The following is an 18756-nucleotide window of genomic DNA, read 5'->3' on the forward strand; positions in this document are numbered from 1 at the left end:
CTACCGTCTCATCTTTGGATCTAACGCATCACGAAGTGCATCACCAAGTAAATTAATGGATACAACTGTTATAAAAATTGCAAAACCAGGCGGAATCCATAACCACGGACGCTTTTGGAAATCAATTAATGAGTTCGCTGCACTAATCATATTCCCCCATGACGGTGTAGGCGGGACGACCCCGAGACCTAAGTAGCTTAGTGCGGACTCACTTAAAATAGATCCAGCCACGCCCAAAGTTGCTACAACAATAAGTAACGGAAAGACATTAGGAATTAAATGATGAATAATTTTTCGAGAATCCTTTAATCCTAATACATCTGCTGCTTGCATAAAGGCTTGCTCCCGCAATGTTAAAATTTGTCCTCTCACAAGACGAGCAAGCCCTGGCCATCCTACTAAACTTAAAATAATCATTACAACATATAAACGGTATTCTGATGGTAATTTCCATTCTGATAAAATCGCTCCCATTATAATAAGTAGCGGTAATCCCGGAATGGACATTAGCACATCCGCAACACGCATAATTAAATGATCCACAACCCCTCGATAAAAACCAGCAATTGCTCCTAATAAAGCTCCTAGTATAACGGATAGTAGCATCGACGCTAAACCAATTGTTAATGAAATACGCCCTGCTTGCATAAGTCTAGTTAAAATATCCCGCCCCAACTGGTCTGTTCCAAGCCAATGTGAAAGGCTGGGCGGTTTATTAATTTGTGTTACTTGTACTTTCCCATCTGCATATGGTGAAAAGATTGGACCGATAAAACTAAATAAAAACATAAATATTAAAACGTATAAGCCACACAGTGCCATCTTATTTTTCTTGATTTTTTTATACGCTTGGCGCCATGGTGATGATTCATTTTTCTTTTTCCGTTCTTTCTTTTTCCGTTCTTTCTTTTTCCCTATTATTGGTGTAATAGTCTCCATATCTTTCCCCCCTTTACTTCAATCGAATTCTTGGATCAACAAACGCATATACAATATCAGCTAAGAAATTAGCCATAATTGTTAAACAAGAAAGAAACATTGTAAACGCCATTAATACGGTATAATCACGGAAGTTTAATGCCTCTAATTGAATACTCCCAATCCCTGGCCAATTAAAAATCTGTTCAATAATAATAGCTCCTGAAAATAAACCCGGTAATTCAAAAGCGAGTAATGTAATTGCTGGCAAAATTGCATTTTTCAATGCATGTTTATAAATAACGGTTCTTTCTTTTAAACCTTTTGCACGAGCGGTACGAATATAATCTTGTCTAATAACATCCAACATGCCGGTTCTAAAATATCGTGTTAACGATCCTACACCAAGAAGCGTTAAAATAAATACAGGTAGAATCATATGACGTAATACTTCTAATATGTATGCTATCCCTGTTGAGTTACTCCCAATATCAATCATGCCACCAATAGGTAATAACTTTAAATCAACTGCTAATAATTTAATTAAAAATAGTCCGATAAAGAATGATGGAAATGACATTGCTGCAAAGACACCGATTGTTACCAATCTATCAAACCAAGAGTGCTGCTTTGTTGCAGAAATAACCCCAATAATAAGAGCAATAATCCAAGTGAAAAATAAAGCTGCAACAGCAACAATAAATGTATTCCAAATGAATTTATTAAGTAATGAAGTTACCGGTTCTTGATACTGTAAAGAAAATCCAAAATCACCATGCAAAGCATTCACTAACCAATGAAAATACCTTTCAATAATTGGTTTGTTTAAGCCGTATAATTCCCTTAATTCTTGGGCTCTCTCTGGTGTTAACTTTGGATTTGAATCAATATAATCTCCCGGCAAAAGTGCAAATAAGAAAAAAATAATAATAGATGTACCAAACAATGTAGGGATCATTTGAAGGAACCTACGAATGATATATGTTTTCACCTTTTGTCTCCCCAATCCTATTTACTTAAAAATAGAAGAACATTTTTTCAAAACAGCTACCATTCCATTGCTGTGTGAAAAAACGTCTTCTATTATTTAGGTCAATCCTTATTGTTCAATAGATAATACTGGTAAGTTAGAACTGATGCTATCGTACTTTTCTGGATCAATTCCTTTTATACGTGCATTATGAGCATACAGTAGTTTACGATAGTTTAATAAAATAACTGGTGGATCATCACTTAACTCTTTATACAGTTCTTTATAAATTGCTTTACGTTTTTCAATATCTGTCGTCCCTATACCTTTTACAATCAAGTCATCTACTTTCGGATTACTATAACCCGTATCACTTTTTGGATTAGTCGATAAGTAATCACTTACAACTTCACTTGGATCACTAATTCCTGGTGTTGAAACTGCCGCTAAATCGTAGTCACCTTTCCCTACTTTTGAAAGCATCGTATTAAAGTCCATCAACTCTGGATTTAATTCAACACCGATTTCTTTGTAACTTTCTTTTGCAATTGGAATAAAGATATCATTTGTTTTACCTGTATTTGATGCGTAGTATGTTAATTTTAATTTTTGACCATCTTTTTCACGAACCCCGTCAGAACCTACCTTCCAACCAGCCTCATCTAATAATTTTTTAGCCTTTTCTACGTCGTGTGGATATTTATTAATACCTTCTTCTGTATATGCCCATGAAACTGGCGCAATTGGTACGTTAGCAACAGATCCATATCCTTGTAAAGCTGTATCCACATACTTCTTACGGTCTAATCCATAAGTAAGTGCTTGACGTACCTTTTTATCTTTCAAATACGATTTCTTATTATTTACATAGATATAAGCAATATCACTTGATGATTCAAGATTAATGTTTGCAAACTCTAATCCTTTTAATTGGTCTATATTCTCAGGATTTGCTCTAAATCCACTATAGTCCAGTTCACCGGTTTGGAATAATTGGAATCCAGTATCACCTGATGTGATTTTGTAAATAAAGTTTTTGATTTTTGGTTTACCTGCATAATAATGTTCGTTAGCAACAAAGCGTACTTCTTGACCTGGAACATATTTTTCAAATTTATATGGACCCGCCGCAATTGGTTGCCCATATAATGCTTTTAAATAGTCTAAACTTGTATTTTGTTTATAATCTTTTCCATAATAAGCTTTTGATAGCACTGGACCACCTAAATTAATTAGCGCCTGTGAATTAACTTTTTCAGTTGTAATTTTAATTGTTTGTGGATCAACAACTTGAATTCCTTCAATAGAAGTTGCTTTTCCTTCTTTATATTCTTTTCCACCTTTAACAGCATACTGAGCAATGTCCATTCCACCTTCATACGCTTTATCATGAAGTAGTGTTAATGTAAATGCTACGTCCTCAGCCGTTAAAGGCGAACCATCACTAAATTTTAGATTTTTACGTAAATGGAATGTATATGTTAACTGGTCAGCAGAAATATCCCATTTTTCTGCAAGGTCCGGAATAGGTTTACTTTGTTTGTCTGTTGTTACTAGTGATGCAAAAATTACAGACGTTACATTTCCATCCCAACCATTCTCTTGGAAATATGGAAGGAAAACTCCCCCTGGCTTAGAAATAGCCGTAATAAAAGTATCCTTTCGCTGATTTGCTTTCTCTGGACTTTTCTTTTTATCTGTAGCTGGAATTGATTCAATCTTAGCGTCTTTTAAGTCTTGTTTTTTTACCGGTTCTGTAGAAGCCGTCTCTTCCTGTCCCCCACAAGCAGATAACACAAGCGAACTACTCAGTAATACCGAAAATACACCAGCCCATTTTTTTGTCTTTTTCTTCATTGTCCCCACCCTAACTTTTTAATAGTGATACCCTTTGAACTTATTAGCTTATGTATGCCTCCCACAGCACATTTATAGCCAATCGGAAAAGTCGGTTTTAATCGTAAAAAAATAGATGTTTTTGAGGGGTAACAATCCTATTCCGACCTTTCCGGTAGACTTTATGGTTATTAGCTTATATCTTTCGTTATATTTTGTCAATTCTTTCTAAATAAATATTTTGAGAATTTTTCCAAAATTATTGTTCTATCTTTAATTTAGGTAAACTTAACAAGATACCGTTATAGTTATCTTCTTGTAATCCTTGAATGCGTGCATGATGTGCAGACACAACTTTACTATTATTTAAGAAGATTACAGGCGGATCTTCACTCAACTCCTGGTACAACTTTTTATAAATTTCTTTTCGTTTTTCAATATCTAATGTTTCTAGTGCCTGCTTCGCTAATTCATCTACTTTCGGATTATGGTATCCATCATAGTTTCGTTTACTTGTTGAAACAAACTCCTCAATTGTTCCACTCGGATCATCAATCATTGGCGTAGATACCATTGCTAAATCATAATCACCTTTTATCACTTTTGAAATCATCGTATTAAAGTCCATATATTCTGGGTTAAACTCTACACCAAGCTTTTTATAATCCTCTTTCATCACCGGGATCATTACATCATTTATTTTACTTGCAGAAGAAGCAAAATAACTTACCTTCAATTTTTGACCATCTTTTTCGCGGATTCCATCTGAACCAGCTTTCCATCCAGCCTCATCCAATAATTCCTTTGCTTTCTCTAAGTTATACTCATATTTATTAATACCTTCTTCTGTATACGCCCAAGAAACTGGCGTAATCGGTACATTAACGAGTGAAGCATAACCTTGGAAATACGTATCAACAACTTTTTGACGCTCTAATCCGTAAATAAATGCTTGGCGGACACGCTTATCTTTAAAGTATGGTTTCTTATAATTCATTTTAATGTAGCCATAAGAGCTTCCTGTATATACATTAATATTGGCAAAACCTAAATCCTTTAACTGTTCAATCGTCTCCGTATTTGTCGTAAAACCATCATAATCTACTTCCCCGGCTTGAAATTGTTGTAGCTTTGTATCACCTTTTGAAATTTTATAAATAAAGTGCTCAATCTTCGGTTTTCCTTCAAAATAATTTTCATTAGCTACAAATCGAACCTCTTGACCAGGAATATATTTATCTAATTTATAAGCTCCTGCTCCCATCGGTTTTCCATATAACCCTTTTAAATACTCCAGGTGCCCTTGTTTATACTCTTTCCCGTAATAAGCTTTAGATATAACTTCTCCACCGATTAATGATAGTGTTTGGGCATTTACCTTTTCAGTCGTAATCGTAATTGTTTTCGGATCAATGACTTGAATTCCCTCAATAAAGGTTGCCTTTCCTTCTTTATACGCTTGCCCACCCTTTATTGCTGTTTGACTTATATCAGTCGCTCCACTATAAGTTGGATCGTGTAATAGCGTTAATGTAAATGCTACATCATCTGCAGTTAGTGGTGATCCATCACTAAACTTTAAACCATCTTTCAAATAGAACGTGTATGTAAGCTGATCCTCCGAAATATCCCACTCCTTCGCTAAAATTGGAATTGGTTTTCCTTCCTTATCGAGTCCAACAAGAGGTGCAAAGATAGCTTGTGTTATATTACCATCCCATCCATTCTCCATAAAGTGCGGAAGGAATATCCCTCCAGGACTCGGCATTCCAACTACAAAAGTATCTTTTCTTTCTTTTGCTTTTACGGGACTTTTTGCTTTGTCGCTTGCCTGAATAAATTCATCTTTTACTTTCGGTACGTTCCCAGCTTCGTTTGTACTCGCTTCCTCTTGACCACATCCGGCTAGTAATACTGATACACTCAAAAATGTAGCAATTGCTCCTTTAAAAACATTTTTCATTGCACTATCACCTTTACCTTCTTAATTTTTAACGATGTAGGAACATAGGACTTCTTTCTACAACCATATTAATTATTCCTATAAAAATAGTATGAATTAATTTCAAGATTATTCCTTTCCTTTAAATATGTCAACCGTTCTCTTTTATTTCTTATTAAAAAATTAAAAATTCACTTCTATTCGTTCCGTATGAAACATAGAATACTAATAACCAATAACCAAAAAGGGGGCGAAAACATGGACAACCTATTCCAATACGTCCTGCACTACGTATTATTAACAATTATGATAGTCGGGGCGCTATTACTATTCCCATTCTTCCCAAAGTTCGTCCTCTTTTTAGCTTTTTTTATTATGCTCGGGATCGCTATTATCATTTCGACAAGAGAAGATACGACACAAAAAGAAAACAGAGTTCAGCGTGTAAAGCTGTAACTCTGTTTTTTTGTTTTCAATCATGCTTTGCTGTTACACATACTTATGTCTCGGGAAATAATTAACCGATCTAAAAAGCTCCTAATACTATTTATGTTTCACAACCTATGCAAGTTACGAAACAAAGATTTATCAAATTTACTGTTTCACGTGAAACACAACTTTTATTTATCTCTTAAAGCAAAACAGCAGTATAAAAAAGCGAATCCCTTCAGTAAAACTGAAAGGATTCGCTTTTTATTTTTCACTCCACAATATTCTCTAACTCATTATATAACTCCGCTCGTAACAACTCTTTCTTCGTTTTTTCTTCATACAATTGTTCAAGCATTTCAACATCAACTACTTGTTCCATCTTACACTCAAGCGTATATATATCTTCTTCAACATGCATTAACTCGGTTTCAATCTCCTCAATATTCCTAACTTCTTTCTTTTTTACAGGGACTGTTTCAATATTTTTTCTTCCTTGGCGTTGCTGCTTTATCACTTGCGTCTCGAGCTTTTCCTCCCACTTTTGACGCGCCCATGCATAGTTCCCTGCAAACTCAAATAATTTACGCTCATCAATCCAATACGTCTTTTCAAATAACTTATTTAAAAAATAACGATCATGTGAAACAGCTAAAATCGTTCCATTATATTGTTCAAGAGCTTCCTCTAAAACTTCTCTTGATTCAATGTCGAGATGATTTGTCGGCTCATCTAAAATTAAAAAATTGATATCTTGATACATAAGTTGTGCAAGTCTTAACCTCATTTTTTCTCCACCGCTCAGTTGCGTTACTTTCTTAAACACCGCTGGACCATAAAATAAAAACTTAGCTAATATATGTCTCGCTTCTCCCTCTGTTACAGCTACACATTCCCTGAAAGCCTCCAATACATTACTCTTCATATTTCCGTACGCATGCTGGGATAAATAACCGATTTTCACACTACTTCCAATTCGAATTTCTCCAGCGTCTGGTTCTATTTCTTCTAATAATAACTTTAATAGCGTTGTCTTTCCTGTACCATTACGACCAACGATAGCTGCACGCTCTTGAAAACGAACATGTAAGTTTGCTTCGTTAAATAAAAGATGTTCCGCAAACCCTTTACTCACTTCTTTCATTACAACAACATCTTTCCCACTTCTCTCTTGCCCTTCAAACTGAAGGCCCATTTGTTTTCGTTCTAAAATAGGTTTCTTTAGTTTTTCCATACGTTCCAGTGCACGTTCCATACTTCTCGCTCTCTTATGCAACCCTTCATTTGGAGGATTCGCCTGATTTGCCCATTCACGTAGTCGCTTAATTGCTTCTTTCATTTTCTTTATTTTCTTTTGCTGTTCTTGATAAGCCTGAAACTCCTGAAGCAACCTTTCTTCCTTCTCTTCAACAAACCGAGAATAGTTTGTATGATACACGTGAATCTCTCCATCTTCTAAATCAAAGATCTTCGTTACAACTTCATCAAGGAAATAGCGATCATGTGAAATAACCATAACTGTTCCGTTGTATTCTTTTAAAAATTGCTCTAACCATTCGACTGCAAATAAATCTAAATGATTGGTTGGTTCATCTAATAAAAGTAAATCTGGTTTCTGCAACAGCATGTATGCAAGGCTTACTTTTGTTTGCTCCCCACCACTTATCTCCACAAATGATCGTGGGAATAGTTCTGTCACCTGTAAACCATTTGCTACCTTCATAATGTTCGCTTCGATTTCATAACCACCAAGAAACGCAAACTTTTCTTGGATGATTCCGTATCTTTCCATTAATTTTTGTAAAACAGAAGATTCCTGTTCTTCCGCCATATCTTTTTCTAAAGTACGCATTTCTCTTTCTAATTCCTTTTCTATTTTAAAAGCGGAACTCAATACTTCATATACAGTCATACTCTCATCAAATTTCGGAATTTGTGCCACATGACCAATACGTGTACCTTTCTTCATATGAATGGCCCCTGCATCCAAACTTTCCATTCCAGTTAAAAGCTGAAAGATTGTTGTCTTCCCGCTACCGTTACGACCAACTAATCCAACACGTTCACCATTCTTTATTTCAAGCGATATATTTTCAAATATGATGTTTCCACCAAAAGATTTCGTTACATTATTTACACTACAAATTGTCATTTTCCGTACTCCTTTCAATATAAAAAACCATGGTAAAGAAACATTCCCCATGGTTTTCGGCATAGAAAAAGGAAGCTAAATAGCTCCCTTTTCACACGTTTATTAAAAATGGGTGAAGAGATTTCTATCGTTCTATAGCTACTATGCAATTGTTAAAAAAGGACAGACGTATCCCGTTAACAACTACATCATGAAAAATCGCACGACAAAAATAGATAAAATCTAAAAATTTGGCACGTGCAGCTAAAGAACCTTTCATCTCATTCACCTCTTTCGTACGGAATTTAATACTTACTTCTTTATTATACTTTCCCATTTCATGTTTGAATAGTCATTTTTCTGAAAATAATGAAGATAGACTAAACATTTCAATAAGTGACATCAAATCTTACAAAACTGTTATGTTCACGTAATGGAAAGCGATAGTACGAAAAGATGCCTCCCTATACAATAAAGATGTAAACAAGAGAGACAACAAAAGGAGGAAACAATCATGATGAAAGAAATCGTAAAAGCAATCTTTGAGGTATTAGTGAACGGACAAGCAGTTGTAAAAGAACTAAATGAACTATAAAAAGGAGTGAAAGAATATGATGAACATGGTAAAAATGATTTTACACGCTCTAGTTGATGCAAAAGCAGTTAGCCAAGAATTAAACCAACAATAAAAAAGGGGTAAACGAATATGAAGAAAGCCATTATTGTCATCGCAAGTACAGCAATTGCCTTATACACAATAAAAAATAGAAAAAAGAAGCATAATAAAAACGATTTATATTATCCATACACATTATTAAAGAAAAAATAAAAGACAAGGTACCCTATCTTAATGAGGATATCTTGTCTTTTATTTTTTATATTCCCTTTAAAGGATTTTCTTCTCCTTTTCCCGAATGTATTAAGCGGGATTTTTACACATATTTTAAAGGGGCATATATACAAATGGATACACAACAACTATACTTTTTAAACGATATCGGCAAACAAAAACCAGAAAGCATCCGGAATAGAAGCGCTGCATGTCCTTTTTGTGACAGAGAAAATTTAACGGATATTTTAGCAACTGAAGGCTCAATTATTTGGCTAAAAAACAAATTTCCTACATTAAAAGATACATTTCAAACGGTGCTAATCGAAACAGATAATTGTGAAGATCATATTGCGACATATACAGAAGAACATATGCGATCGTTAATCCGTTTCTCCATTAAACATTGGTTAGATTTACAGAAGAATGAAGAATTCACATCTGTAATTTTATACAAAAATCATGGTCCATTCTCAGGTGGAAGTTTGCATCATGCACACATGCAGATTATTGGAATGAAATATGTAAACTACCTCGATAACGTAGAACACGACAACTTCCAAGGCGTAATTGTTCAAAAGAACGAACACATTGAACTCAATATTTCAGATCGTCCTATTATCGGTTTTACTGAATTTAATATCATTATTGAAGATATTGGATGCATAGATGAACTAGCAACTTATATTCAGCAAACTGTACGTTACATACTGACAGATTTCCATAAAGGATGTAGTAGTTATAACTTATTCTTCTATCACTTAAACGGAAAAATCATTTGTAAAGTTGTTCCTAGGTTTGTCGTTTCACCATTGTATGTAGGATATAAAATACCGCAAGTTTCCACCAAACTAGAAGACGTGAAAATACAACTAGCAGCGTATTTCACAAAACAAAACGACGTGATTATCCACAAAAAAATAGAGTAGGTATCAAAAACCTACTCTTTAATTACACCTTTATTTCGATAGTACACATCTTCTAATCCGATGTTATACTTCATGTTATTATCTGTCCACTCTGGCCCTAAATTCCCTGGCCATCCAGATGTATTTGCTATATATTTTAATAATGCAAAATCCGTCAAACCTTTTTGCACCCCGCGCTTATATCCTTTCATTAAATGCGGCATTGCAATTTGCGCATTTGTACGTGGATCTTTCAGCTCATCATCCGTTAAATGATCCGGTGCAAGTCCACCACCGCGATGCAATTGAAACAATCCGAATGAAGTTCCGTTATCTCCAACACTTCTTGGATTTAATCGACTTTCATGTTCGGCAATTGTAAGAGGTATCCATTCTGGAAGATTGACTTTCTTTGCTTCCTCTATAATAATTTGTTTCATCTGTTTTGCTTCTTCTGAGTCAACATAGCTTGTCTCATTTACTAATTTGCCCATTCCTTCAGACTTTCCTTGGAAGTATAAGTACACTCCAAGAACAACTAAAAATCCTACAAAGAATTTCTTCACTACCTCTACCTCTTTCTCCGCTGAAATTTGTCCCCTTTCAGCCTTCTTCCCTTTACAATTACCCACATTCTATCATTCTCTTACTCTTTTATCATAGCAAATAACTATACATATTATCATCATGCTTTAGACCGATTTTGTGAAAAAACAGCTGGTAAATACGTGCAAAAATGTAACTTTCATAGACTACAACGTATTTCTTGTATATAATTGTAAATTGAACTCTACATATAGAATAGGAGCAGACCAAATGAAAAAGTGCATAATACTCTTGTTCAGTATTTTACTTCTTATACCTATCCACATCTCTGCACAAACGTCATCAAAACCAAAAGTACTTGTTTTATATAGTACAAAAGAAGATAAAATTACAAATAATATTCAAATTCTTAACACTCAATTAGGACATTTTACAAACGATATAACTACGAAAAGTTTAAACAAAGCTCATGAAATTACTAATTCATCTTCTTATACACATATTGTCTATATCGGTGAACAAAAAGAAGAGTTTCCTACTGAAGCAAAACAACTTATAGAAAATTTCTCAGGCCCAGTATTAGTTTTAGGACAAAATGTTGAACAATTATCTAATCGTTTTTCATTCATTACCCTAAAGGATAATGATATACGAACTAATAAAATCGAATATCCAAGTAATAAATTAAAAAACACTCTAGAAGAAGAACGTTTGATTCAATCTTTTGATACAAACGGAACTGTTCTTGCTAACGCTTTAAGCTCAAATAACAAGAACCCACTAATCGTTCAACATGAAACATCTTACTACGTTGCAACACCAAATCTCTTTGACTGGATTTCTCATTACGTCGGTGAAATGCTATTTTCTTACTTTGGACAAAAACCAACGACAAATAAAGTAGAAGCTTATTTACGTCTTGAAGACGTTCATCCAGCCGCAGATATAAATCAATTAAAAGAAATTGCTGAATTACTAAAAGAGAAAAAGATCCCCTACATGATGACAGTCATACCAGTATATAAAGATCCTGATACAGGAAAGACAGTACATTTAAAAGATAAACCCGAACTAGTCGATCTTTTACGCTCTATGCAAGACGATGGTGCAGCAATTATTATGCATGGTTATACTCACCAATTTTATGATAGCGAAACCGGTGAAGGTTTTGAATTTTGGGACGTAAAAACAGACCAGCCAATTCGTCAACCAAATCATGAACAACCAAAATCAAAAAATGACTTTCCTACTATAGATGCCTATAATGCATACGTAAAAAAAGGGGAAGAATTTGAAGAAAAATATACAACTGATCATATTGAAAAAGGCATTCAAGAACTTGTAGATGCCAAATTATATCCTGTCGCATTTGAAGCACCTCATTACACGATGTCTCAAAAAGGATATGAAATACTATCAAGATACTTTTCAACTTATGTAGGACAACTACAGTTAAGTGATACAACTTGGAAATCCATGCACTCACCATTTTATACAAGTACCCCATCCTTTTTACATGGCATGAAATTAATGCCTGAAACAGTTGGATTTATTGAAGAAGATAAGCCACATGCTATCGCTAAAATGAAAGAACGTGCTGTATCTGTTGCAAAACTATCTGACGGCATTATCGGTGCATTCTATCATCCTTACTTAGGTGTGAAACCATTAAAAGAAGTACTAAAGGATCTAGAAAGTATTCCAAATATAGAATGGATTGATTTACAAAAAGAAACAAATGAAGTGAAAATGAAGGATATTCATATTACTACTAATAAAGATGGCATTCACGTTGAAAAACCAACGAGCGCAAGCGACATAATGGATTATGTAAAACAATATGGATTCTTCCTTATACTTGGTTTCTTCATCATTGTCTTTCTATTGTTATTAAGACGTGCAAAAAAATTAGAATCCTAAAATAAAACCACCAAGCAAAATGCTTGGTGGTTTTTTAACTTAAACCAAAACGCGGCATATTATTAATAACCCATTGATTATTTTCATAAATAAATTCAACTTCCACTTTTTCCGTTACATTATCATAGTCATTATACGTTTCTACCTGCGCTTTTATTTTTCCATCCTTTAACTCGGCAGAAATAATTTTTGTAAATTTAGTTGCTGCTTTTGATCCTGGATCTCCAATAGCATAGTACATTTTTCCATTTAACTCTTTCATATACTTACTCTTCATATACTCTGCTATAAATGATTTTGAGAAATACGTAGATAGCGTAGTCTCTAAATTATCCTTCGTATTATAAATAGGGGTCACTAATTCCCCGTATGACAAATCCCCTACTCGTTTTGGATTTCCTGTTAGTGCAGCCATTTGAACATTAGTAAGTTCCTTCTGTGCATTCCATACTTTCTGTAACATAACATCATCTGCTAATTTCTTATCTTTTACTTCATTTGATTTCTTTGTATCTAGATTCATGATAGTGCCATTATCCGTATAGAGGTACATATCTCCTGCTACAAAATATAAATAAAATTTAGTTGGTTCAACCGCTTTATTATAAATTACTTTTTCATTTCCTCCATTCATTCTCTTCTTATATACTCCATCCTTTTTTATATAATAAAAAGTGTCCCCTTTCACATTCATCTGCAAGGCATCCTTTACCAATAACTTTTCATTATTTTGTTGAACGTCTATTTCATATATGCCATGCTCAGCTTCATTTGTTTCAAAAGGTAACGAAAAGTCGACAACAGCATATAATTTTTCATTATCATATGTAGCACTAGATATTGTTGCATAATTTTCTTTTGACCAAGTTTTATTATCTTTTGTAACTTGTGTTCCACGATTTTTATTCCAATGTAGAATACTATCATCTATCGTTTGAGACCAACCAGAATTTTTAAATGCCGCTTCTTCTTCCTGTCCCGTTTTCAAATCCATTTTTACAATCCCTACAATATCAAAACCACCATGCTCAGAATATTTTTTCGGATAAAATAAAGTTTGGTCTTTTATATAAACATAATTTGTATCCGCTTTTAACGTGTCTAGCTTTTTGTTAGATATATCATACTTCATTAAAGAAGATAATCCTGCATTCTTATCTTCATCCGTATGAATAAAATATAAAACCTTGTTTTTTATATTTATGTAAGAAGCATTTACACCTTCCACTACACGTTCCGAAGTCTGAAATTGATCTTTCGTACGATAAATGCCTCCTGTATTTTCATTACCATTTACTGCATAGTAAACCCATCCATCACTCTCTGCCATCTTCCCTTTATTAGAACTGTTTCCAACCGTATTGCCATTTTTCTCATTTTCTTTCATCTGTTTTTCAACTACTGGATCAATTTGTTCTTCTTTATTTTCTTGTGTTACGTTTGAATTGATAGCCTTTTTTTCTGCTTCACATCCAAACGCTGCAAATGAAAGTGTACCGATCATCATTGTAATAGCTATTTTTTTATATGCTCTCCCCATTTTCTTCCCTACTTCCTTCATCAAATTAAACACATCATAAATTATAGAAAATATTAGAAAAAATATCCATAATAAAAGGGATAAGAGTAACGCTCCTATCCTTTCAAATAAAGTGAAACTTTAATGTCCATCCCCCACTGGTTATTAGTTGAACCAATCAGGCTTTTACGGGCAGTTGATCTCCCACCTAACTCCTCCGCATTAGTCGAATTTTGAGGTGGGAGTCTTATTGCCCGTTAATGTGGGGGTAAAATTGAATCGTATTTTCATATATCGTTTTCATAACCTTATCAACAGACATGTTTTTTATAACACTAATTTCCTTTAGTACCTCTCTAATCATTCCCGGATGCGTCATAACATCGTCTTGAAACTCCCACGGTCCATCTGTTTCTACCATCATATATTCAAGAGGATAATACGAAACAATTTTTCTAATCTTCTCCTTATGCAAAACATCTGGTGTAATAGAAATATAATAACCGTTCCTCATCATACGTTTCATTGTTGTTTCACTTCCTTTAAACCAGTGAAAGTGTGCACGCGAAACTTTATATTTCTCCAATAAATCACATACAATATCAGCATCTTCATACACTGCATGCAATATAATTGGTAAATCATATTTACTAGCTAGTTCAACAAACCGTTGTAACACTGATATATACGAATTGACAGCAATGCGCTCATCTTCTTTTCTTAAATAATACGGTAAGCCAACTTCACCAATCGCAACTATATCCTCTACATGCTCTTCAATTAATTTATAAATTTTCTCACATTCTTCTTTATGAATCGGTTGCTCCGGATGAAAACCTATTGCTGGATGTACAAAAGGATATCGCTTTGCTAAGGATACAGTTTCTTTACTTGATTGATAATTCATAGATACTGCAATAAGCCCCTTTATCTCTTTACTATGCTCCACATCTTTAAGTAATTTACTTTTCTCTTCATCCTTATATTGGTCAACATGTATATGACTATCAATCCACTTCACCTTTATTCCCCCATAAAAAAAACAAGAAAGGATCTCCCTTCTTGTTTTGTCATCTATATTATTTAACAATTAAGTTTGTTATGATATCAAATAATCCAATACATACTACGGCAACAGTAAAGTAGCTACAGAAATCTTTAATTGGAAACTTCACTACTTCTTCTTTACGCATCCCATTCTTCTCCCTTCTTACTATATCCCTAATTATTTTTATCTATTTGTATCTATTATGCAAAAAATATGACAAATTTACTATCGAATTAACTTACGTAAACCTTACAATGTTGTAAGGTTTATAAAAAGGGCCTCATCTCCATACAGATGAGGCTATTAAAAAGTAGTTGGTTTTTCATTCTTCATTCATATTACAAACAGAAAGTAATACAGTGAGACTTTCTAATTACACTATATAAAATTCACTATCTTTTAACCATCGAATTACATTACAGAAGACTTACATGTTTGTAAGCTATGTGTAATGTAATTCGATAGTTTCTCTTACTGACATCTCGTACAATAAAGTTAGCAAGTAAGCCAAATAAGAAGAACACTCACATAACCAAATTACATTGCTAGTAGCTACTCTTCTTATACCTTTCACTCATGCTACTACAATGTACCCCCTTCCCCTTTATATATTAAAAAAGCCTTAGTCCATATGGACCAAGGCTTTTTTTGCACACATCAAAATACCCATACCTAGTATTTTTATTTTCGACAAAAAATAGGTGGGGGTATAATTCGCTATCTCATCGCTAAAAGTTTACTCTTTGCATTAATAGGAATATTTACAGCTTCAATTTCTTCAATTGACTCGCCGTAGCGTCCTTTTGCGTACACTTTTAATGTTTCATCTCTCTTTAACATATGCTTAACAGTCTTCTTTATTTTTTGTTCTCTTCCACGTTCGTCAAATGCAATAAATTCATATTCATACCACTCATCACCAATATGCTGACCAATTGTATTCACAACCGTATAGTATTCTTTCGTCTTATAAAATGGATTATATTTATCGATAACCGGTCCAAGTTTCGTAGGTAGTAACATTATTACTATGACTATCATCGCTATTATAGTAGTGATCATTTTTTTCTTCATAATAAACATTCCTCCTCTGCAGGATATATATACATCCATTTTAAAAAGAAGGAATACAATCTACTATTGAATCTCATTACATTACACTTACATTTTTGTAAGAATTAAAAAAAGGTGAACGAATTTACTCGTTCACCTTTTAGCTCGCTTTAAAGCCTCCGCCAAGTACATCACGTACATCATGGATAACGACGAAAGCATCGTCATCTACTCGGCCGATAACTTGCTTTAACTTAACAAGCTCTTGTTTATTAATAACAACATATAAAACTTCTTTATTTTTACCAGTATATCCGCCGCGCCCTTCTAATACAGTAACGCCGCGTGTCATGTTTTTCGTAATAGCCTCACGTATTAACTCTGGTTGATTTGAAATAATTGTAACAGCCGTTTTTGTGTCCATTCCTTCTACAATGAAATCAATTACTTTCGCTCCGATGAATACTGCAACAAGTGTGTACATCGCTTTTTCTTGCCCTATTATAAATACAGAACCAGCAATTACAACGATATCAATAATAAGTACACCTTTTCCGACACTCCAACCTAAATATTGATTTGCTAACCGTGCTAAAATTGCCGATCCCCCTGATGTACCTCCAGCTTTGAACATACAGCCTAATCCGATACCGACAAATACACCAGCAAATAGTGCCGCTAATAAAGTATCACTATTTACACGGTACTCAATATGTTCCGTAACATATAAAAACAAAGATGTTTCTACAATCCCTAAAATTGTATAAACCATCGTTTTCTTATCAAAAAATTTATAACCAACAGCTAGTAAAATTGCATTTATAGCAAAATTCACAATCCCCGGCGACCAATCAAATAAATAGTACGTAACAACCGTTAAACCAATAATTCCACCCTCTGATAGACGGTTTGGAATTGCAAAGTAATTAATACCAATTGCGAATAATAATGAACCAATTGTAATTAGTGTTATTTCCTTTATACGTTGATTAACCATAGTTCATACCCTCCCCCCATTTGACATTGTATCACTATCTCCTAGAGGTTTAGAAGTTGTTTTTATTCAGCATTTTTCCTCATAAAGACCAGGATATTATGTTTAAACAGAGGGGTGATTAATTATTCACATTCGCTCTAACTATACGGACAAATTGCTCCACATTCCCCCTCTGAATATACTTAGCTCGGATGGTTTCATGATTACAAATAAATTCGAAATACGGGCGAAAAACTATGCTATCTATATGCAAATATGAGTACTCTTTAAATGTTGAAGGATAGTAAGGAAATTTCCCGTAAAACAGGAGACGTCTAGTAGTCGCAACAAAAATCCCATGTTGATAACATAACGTGAAATGTTCCTTCTCAAAAACCCCCACCACAAAGACTAAAACATTTTCGTCTTTCCCTAAAAACTTTTTTATACTTAATAAAAGTTCATTCATGCATTTCCCTCCAAATACTATTCTTGAAAAGAATCCATGGATTGTTACAAACCGGTTTAACCCCTTTATAAAGTATGAAACGCGTTTCCTGTCAAAGGTATTTCAAAAAAATAATCCGTTATGCACTTATACACATAACGGATTAAAACTACACTGTAGATCGCTCCACAAGTTCATATGGAATTTCCACCTTTTCTTGTTTAGAACTCTCGTCACTTATTTGCCGATAAAACATTTCAAAAGCCGCTTTTCCTATTCCCTTCAAATTTTGATCAATGGTTGTAAGTTGTAACACTTGCGAAATAGGTTGGTTATCCAAACCAATAATCGCTAAATTCTCAGGAACTTGAATACCCAATTTCCCAACTTCCGTCATAACCCCAATCGCAACTTCATCTCCTGCTACTATTAATGCTTCAGGAAGATGCTGCATCTTCTTTAATTTATGAGCCACTCTCACACCATCTTCTAACGTAAAACATTCTGTGAAAATCCATTCTTCATTCACTTCTTCATCTATAGATTGCAATTGACGCTTATACACATCAAAACGCTTTTGACTACTCGGTCCTAGCTTTCTCCCCGTGCAATAACCAATTTTTTTATAACCTTTTTCAATAAGGTGATTCATTCCTAGCTGGAAAGCTGCCGAATGATTTGTATATACACTTGAGATATTTGAAATATCATTGTCTTCACAAGCAATGATTGTGCCGTACGAAGCATACGGTTCTATCATTTCCCAATCATTTGCACGCGAACAAATAATAAGGCCATCCAATTGTTTCGTTTTTAACATATGTAAACTTTTCATTTCTTCTTTTTTATTATAGTTTGTTTGGCAAAGTAGCACCCTGTAGTTATGAGTTAACGCTCCCTCCATCATTCCCCCTACCATTGCATCGAAGCTCGGGTGATTAATGTAAGGGAGAATTACACCAACAATATTCGTCTTTCCTTTTGATAAATGAACAGCATTTGCGTTTTGTGAGTAATTCAATTTCTCAACTATTTCTAAAACAACTCTCCTTTTTTCTTCACTTACGTATGGATGATCATTTAGCACCCTCGAAACAGTTGTAACTGAAACCCCAGCCATCTTGGCGATATCTTTAATATTAGCCATACACTCACCTCTACTTTTAAATTAATAAATTCCATGAACATATGTCAAACCTTCTCATCATTACACCTTCATTCGTTTTTCTTACAAAAGTGTAATTTTCCTGTAAGCTAATTCGATAGTTACTTCTTGCGATATT

At 34.1% G+C, this 18756-nt stretch carries 17 protein-coding genes; 4 read left to right on the forward strand and 13 right to left on the reverse strand.

What is annotated here, in order from left to right:
• The 4 genes from opp4C to PDK19_RS21585 form a co-directional block, all read right to left on the reverse strand.
• Positions 1-939, reverse strand: coding sequence for an oligopeptide ABC transporter permease (gene opp4C, locus PDK19_RS21570; protein ID WP_049111054.1), 939 nt, complete (start codon positions 937-939; stop codon positions 1-3).
• A gap of 13 nt (positions 940-952) precedes the next feature.
• Positions 953-1909: an ABC transporter permease gene (locus tag PDK19_RS21575; RefSeq protein ID WP_000860691.1), complete on the reverse strand. Its 957-nt coding sequence runs from the start codon at positions 1907-1909 to the stop codon at positions 953-955.
• A gap of 108 nt (positions 1910-2017) precedes the next feature.
• Entirely contained in the window at positions 2018-3745 is a 1728-nt protein-coding gene (locus PDK19_RS21580; RefSeq protein ID WP_000730690.1) for an ABC transporter substrate-binding protein, read from the reverse strand.
• Between the two features lie 238 nt (positions 3746-3983).
• Entirely contained in the window at positions 3984-5687 is a 1704-nt protein-coding gene (locus tag PDK19_RS21585) for an ABC transporter substrate-binding protein (protein WP_270708025.1), read from the reverse strand.
• Between the two features lie 237 nt (positions 5688-5924).
• Between PDK19_RS21585 and PDK19_RS21590 the strand changes: the two genes are divergently transcribed.
• The gene (locus PDK19_RS21590) at positions 5925-6122 is read left to right on the forward strand and encodes a hypothetical protein (RefSeq protein WP_000369258.1); all 198 of its coding nucleotides are present in this window, start codon (positions 5925-5927) and stop codon (positions 6120-6122) included.
• Between the two features lie 244 nt (positions 6123-6366).
• Here PDK19_RS21590 and abc-f read toward each other — a convergent pair whose 3' ends face one another.
• On the reverse strand, positions 6367-8247 hold the full coding sequence (gene abc-f / locus PDK19_RS21595; RefSeq protein ID WP_000150898.1) for a ribosomal protection-like ABC-F family protein: 1881 nt from the start codon (positions 8245-8247) through the stop codon (positions 6367-6369).
• A 124-nt stretch (positions 8248-8371) separates the two neighbouring features.
• Positions 8372-8506, reverse strand: a complete 135-nt coding sequence (locus PDK19_RS21600; protein WP_041184477.1) for an RAxF-45 family protein — start codon at positions 8504-8506, stop codon at positions 8372-8374.
• Positions 8507-8932: 426 nt separating this feature from the next.
• Here PDK19_RS21600 and PDK19_RS21605 point away from each other — a divergent pair, with 426 nt between their 5' ends.
• Together PDK19_RS21605 and PDK19_RS21610 are read left to right on the forward strand one after the other, a co-directional pair.
• Positions 8933-9055, forward strand: coding sequence for a hypothetical protein (locus PDK19_RS21605; protein ID WP_000709145.1), 123 nt, complete (start codon positions 8933-8935; stop codon positions 9053-9055).
• A 134-nt stretch (positions 9056-9189) separates the two neighbouring features.
• Entirely contained in the window at positions 9190-9984 is a 795-nt protein-coding gene (locus tag PDK19_RS21610; RefSeq protein ID WP_000381048.1) for a DUF4931 domain-containing protein, read from the forward strand.
• 11 nt (positions 9985-9995) lie between these two features.
• On the opposite strand, the gene PDK19_RS21615 is transcribed toward PDK19_RS21610, so the two are convergent.
• On the reverse strand, positions 9996-10529 hold the full coding sequence (locus PDK19_RS21615) for a transglycosylase SLT domain-containing protein (protein ID WP_000713259.1): 534 nt from the start codon (positions 10527-10529) through the stop codon (positions 9996-9998).
• 250 nt (positions 10530-10779) lie between these two features.
• Between PDK19_RS21615 and PDK19_RS21620 the strand changes: the two genes are divergently transcribed.
• Positions 10780-12429 (forward strand): DUF2334 domain-containing protein, encoded by a 1650-nt coding sequence (locus tag PDK19_RS21620; RefSeq protein ID WP_000710539.1) that lies wholly within the window; start codon positions 10780-10782, stop codon positions 12427-12429.
• A 34-nt stretch (positions 12430-12463) separates the two neighbouring features.
• Here PDK19_RS21620 and PDK19_RS21625 read toward each other — a convergent pair whose 3' ends face one another.
• The 6 genes from PDK19_RS21625 to PDK19_RS21650 all read right to left on the reverse strand — a co-directional run bounded on the left by PDK19_RS21625 (position 12464) and on the right by PDK19_RS21650 (position 18620).
• A complete protein-coding gene (locus PDK19_RS21625) occupies positions 12464-13969 on the reverse strand; it encodes a DL-endopeptidase inhibitor IseA family protein (protein ID WP_124878433.1) in 1506 nt (501 codons plus the stop codon).
• 226 nt (positions 13970-14195) lie between these two features.
• A complete protein-coding gene (locus tag PDK19_RS21630; protein WP_000871073.1) occupies positions 14196-14969 on the reverse strand; it encodes a TatD family hydrolase in 774 nt (257 codons plus the stop codon).
• A gap of 744 nt (positions 14970-15713) precedes the next feature.
• Complete coding sequence (locus PDK19_RS21635; RefSeq protein ID WP_000728419.1) at positions 15714-16070, reverse strand: YxeA family protein; 357 nt, start codon at positions 16068-16070, stop codon at positions 15714-15716.
• Positions 16071-16209: 139 nt separating this feature from the next.
• Positions 16210-17046 carry a YitT family protein gene (locus tag PDK19_RS21640; protein WP_014893367.1) on the reverse strand — a complete coding sequence of 279 codons (837 nt, stop codon included), beginning with the start codon at positions 17044-17046 and terminating at the stop codon, positions 16210-16212.
• A gap of 118 nt (positions 17047-17164) precedes the next feature.
• Positions 17165-17494, reverse strand: a complete 330-nt coding sequence (locus tag PDK19_RS21645) for a PH domain-containing protein (RefSeq protein ID WP_014893368.1) — start codon at positions 17492-17494, stop codon at positions 17165-17167.
• Between the two features lie 148 nt (positions 17495-17642).
• The gene (locus PDK19_RS21650) at positions 17643-18620 is read right to left on the reverse strand and encodes a LacI family DNA-binding transcriptional regulator (RefSeq protein WP_001273929.1); all 978 of its coding nucleotides are present in this window, start codon (positions 18618-18620) and stop codon (positions 17643-17645) included.
• Positions 18621-18756 lie beyond the last annotated feature (136 nt).

Source organism: Bacillus cereus group sp. BcHK124 (assembly GCF_027712065.1).
GTDB classification, from domain to species: Bacteria; Bacillota; Bacilli; order Bacillales; family Bacillaceae_G; genus Bacillus_A; species Bacillus_A pacificus.

Bases quoted from the DNA above. Each gene is read 5' to 3' on its own strand.
- opp4C (WP_049111054.1), bottom strand. From the start codon at position 939: ATGGAGACTATTACACCAATAATAGGGAAAAAGAAAGAACGGAAAAAG.
- PDK19_RS21645 (WP_014893368.1), bottom strand. From the start codon at position 17,494: ATGAATGAACTTTTATTAAGTATAAAAAAGTTTTTAGGGAAAGACGAA.
- PDK19_RS21585 (WP_270708025.1), bottom strand. From the start codon at position 5,687: ATGAAAAATGTTTTTAAAGGAGCAATTGCTACATTTTTGAGTGTATCA.
- PDK19_RS21650 (WP_001273929.1), bottom strand. From the start codon at position 18,620: ATGGCTAATATTAAAGATATCGCCAAGATGGCTGGGGTTTCAGTTACA.
- PDK19_RS21590 (WP_000369258.1), top strand. From the start codon at position 5,925: ATGGACAACCTATTCCAATACGTCCTGCACTACGTATTATTAACAATT.
- PDK19_RS21625 (WP_124878433.1), bottom strand. From the start codon at position 13,969: ATGGGGAGAGCATATAAAAAAATAGCTATTACAATGATGATCGGTACA.
- PDK19_RS21640 (WP_014893367.1), bottom strand. From the start codon at position 17,046: ATGGTTAATCAACGTATAAAGGAAATAACACTAATTACAATTGGTTCA.
- PDK19_RS21635 (WP_000728419.1), bottom strand. From the start codon at position 16,070: ATGAAGAAAAAAATGATCACTACTATAATAGCGATGATAGTCATAGTA.
- abc-f (WP_000150898.1), bottom strand. From the start codon at position 8,247: ATGACAATTTGTAGTGTAAATAATGTAACGAAATCTTTTGGTGGAAAC.
- PDK19_RS21610 (WP_000381048.1), top strand. From the start codon at position 9,190: ATGGATACACAACAACTATACTTTTTAAACGATATCGGCAAACAAAAA.
- PDK19_RS21600 (WP_041184477.1), bottom strand. From the start codon at position 8,506: ATGAAAGGTTCTTTAGCTGCACGTGCCAAATTTTTAGATTTTATCTAT.
- PDK19_RS21605 (WP_000709145.1), top strand. From the start codon at position 8,933: ATGAAGAAAGCCATTATTGTCATCGCAAGTACAGCAATTGCCTTATAC.
- PDK19_RS21580 (WP_000730690.1), bottom strand. From the start codon at position 3,745: ATGAAGAAAAAGACAAAAAAATGGGCTGGTGTATTTTCGGTATTACTG.
- PDK19_RS21620 (WP_000710539.1), top strand. From the start codon at position 10,780: ATGAAAAAGTGCATAATACTCTTGTTCAGTATTTTACTTCTTATACCT.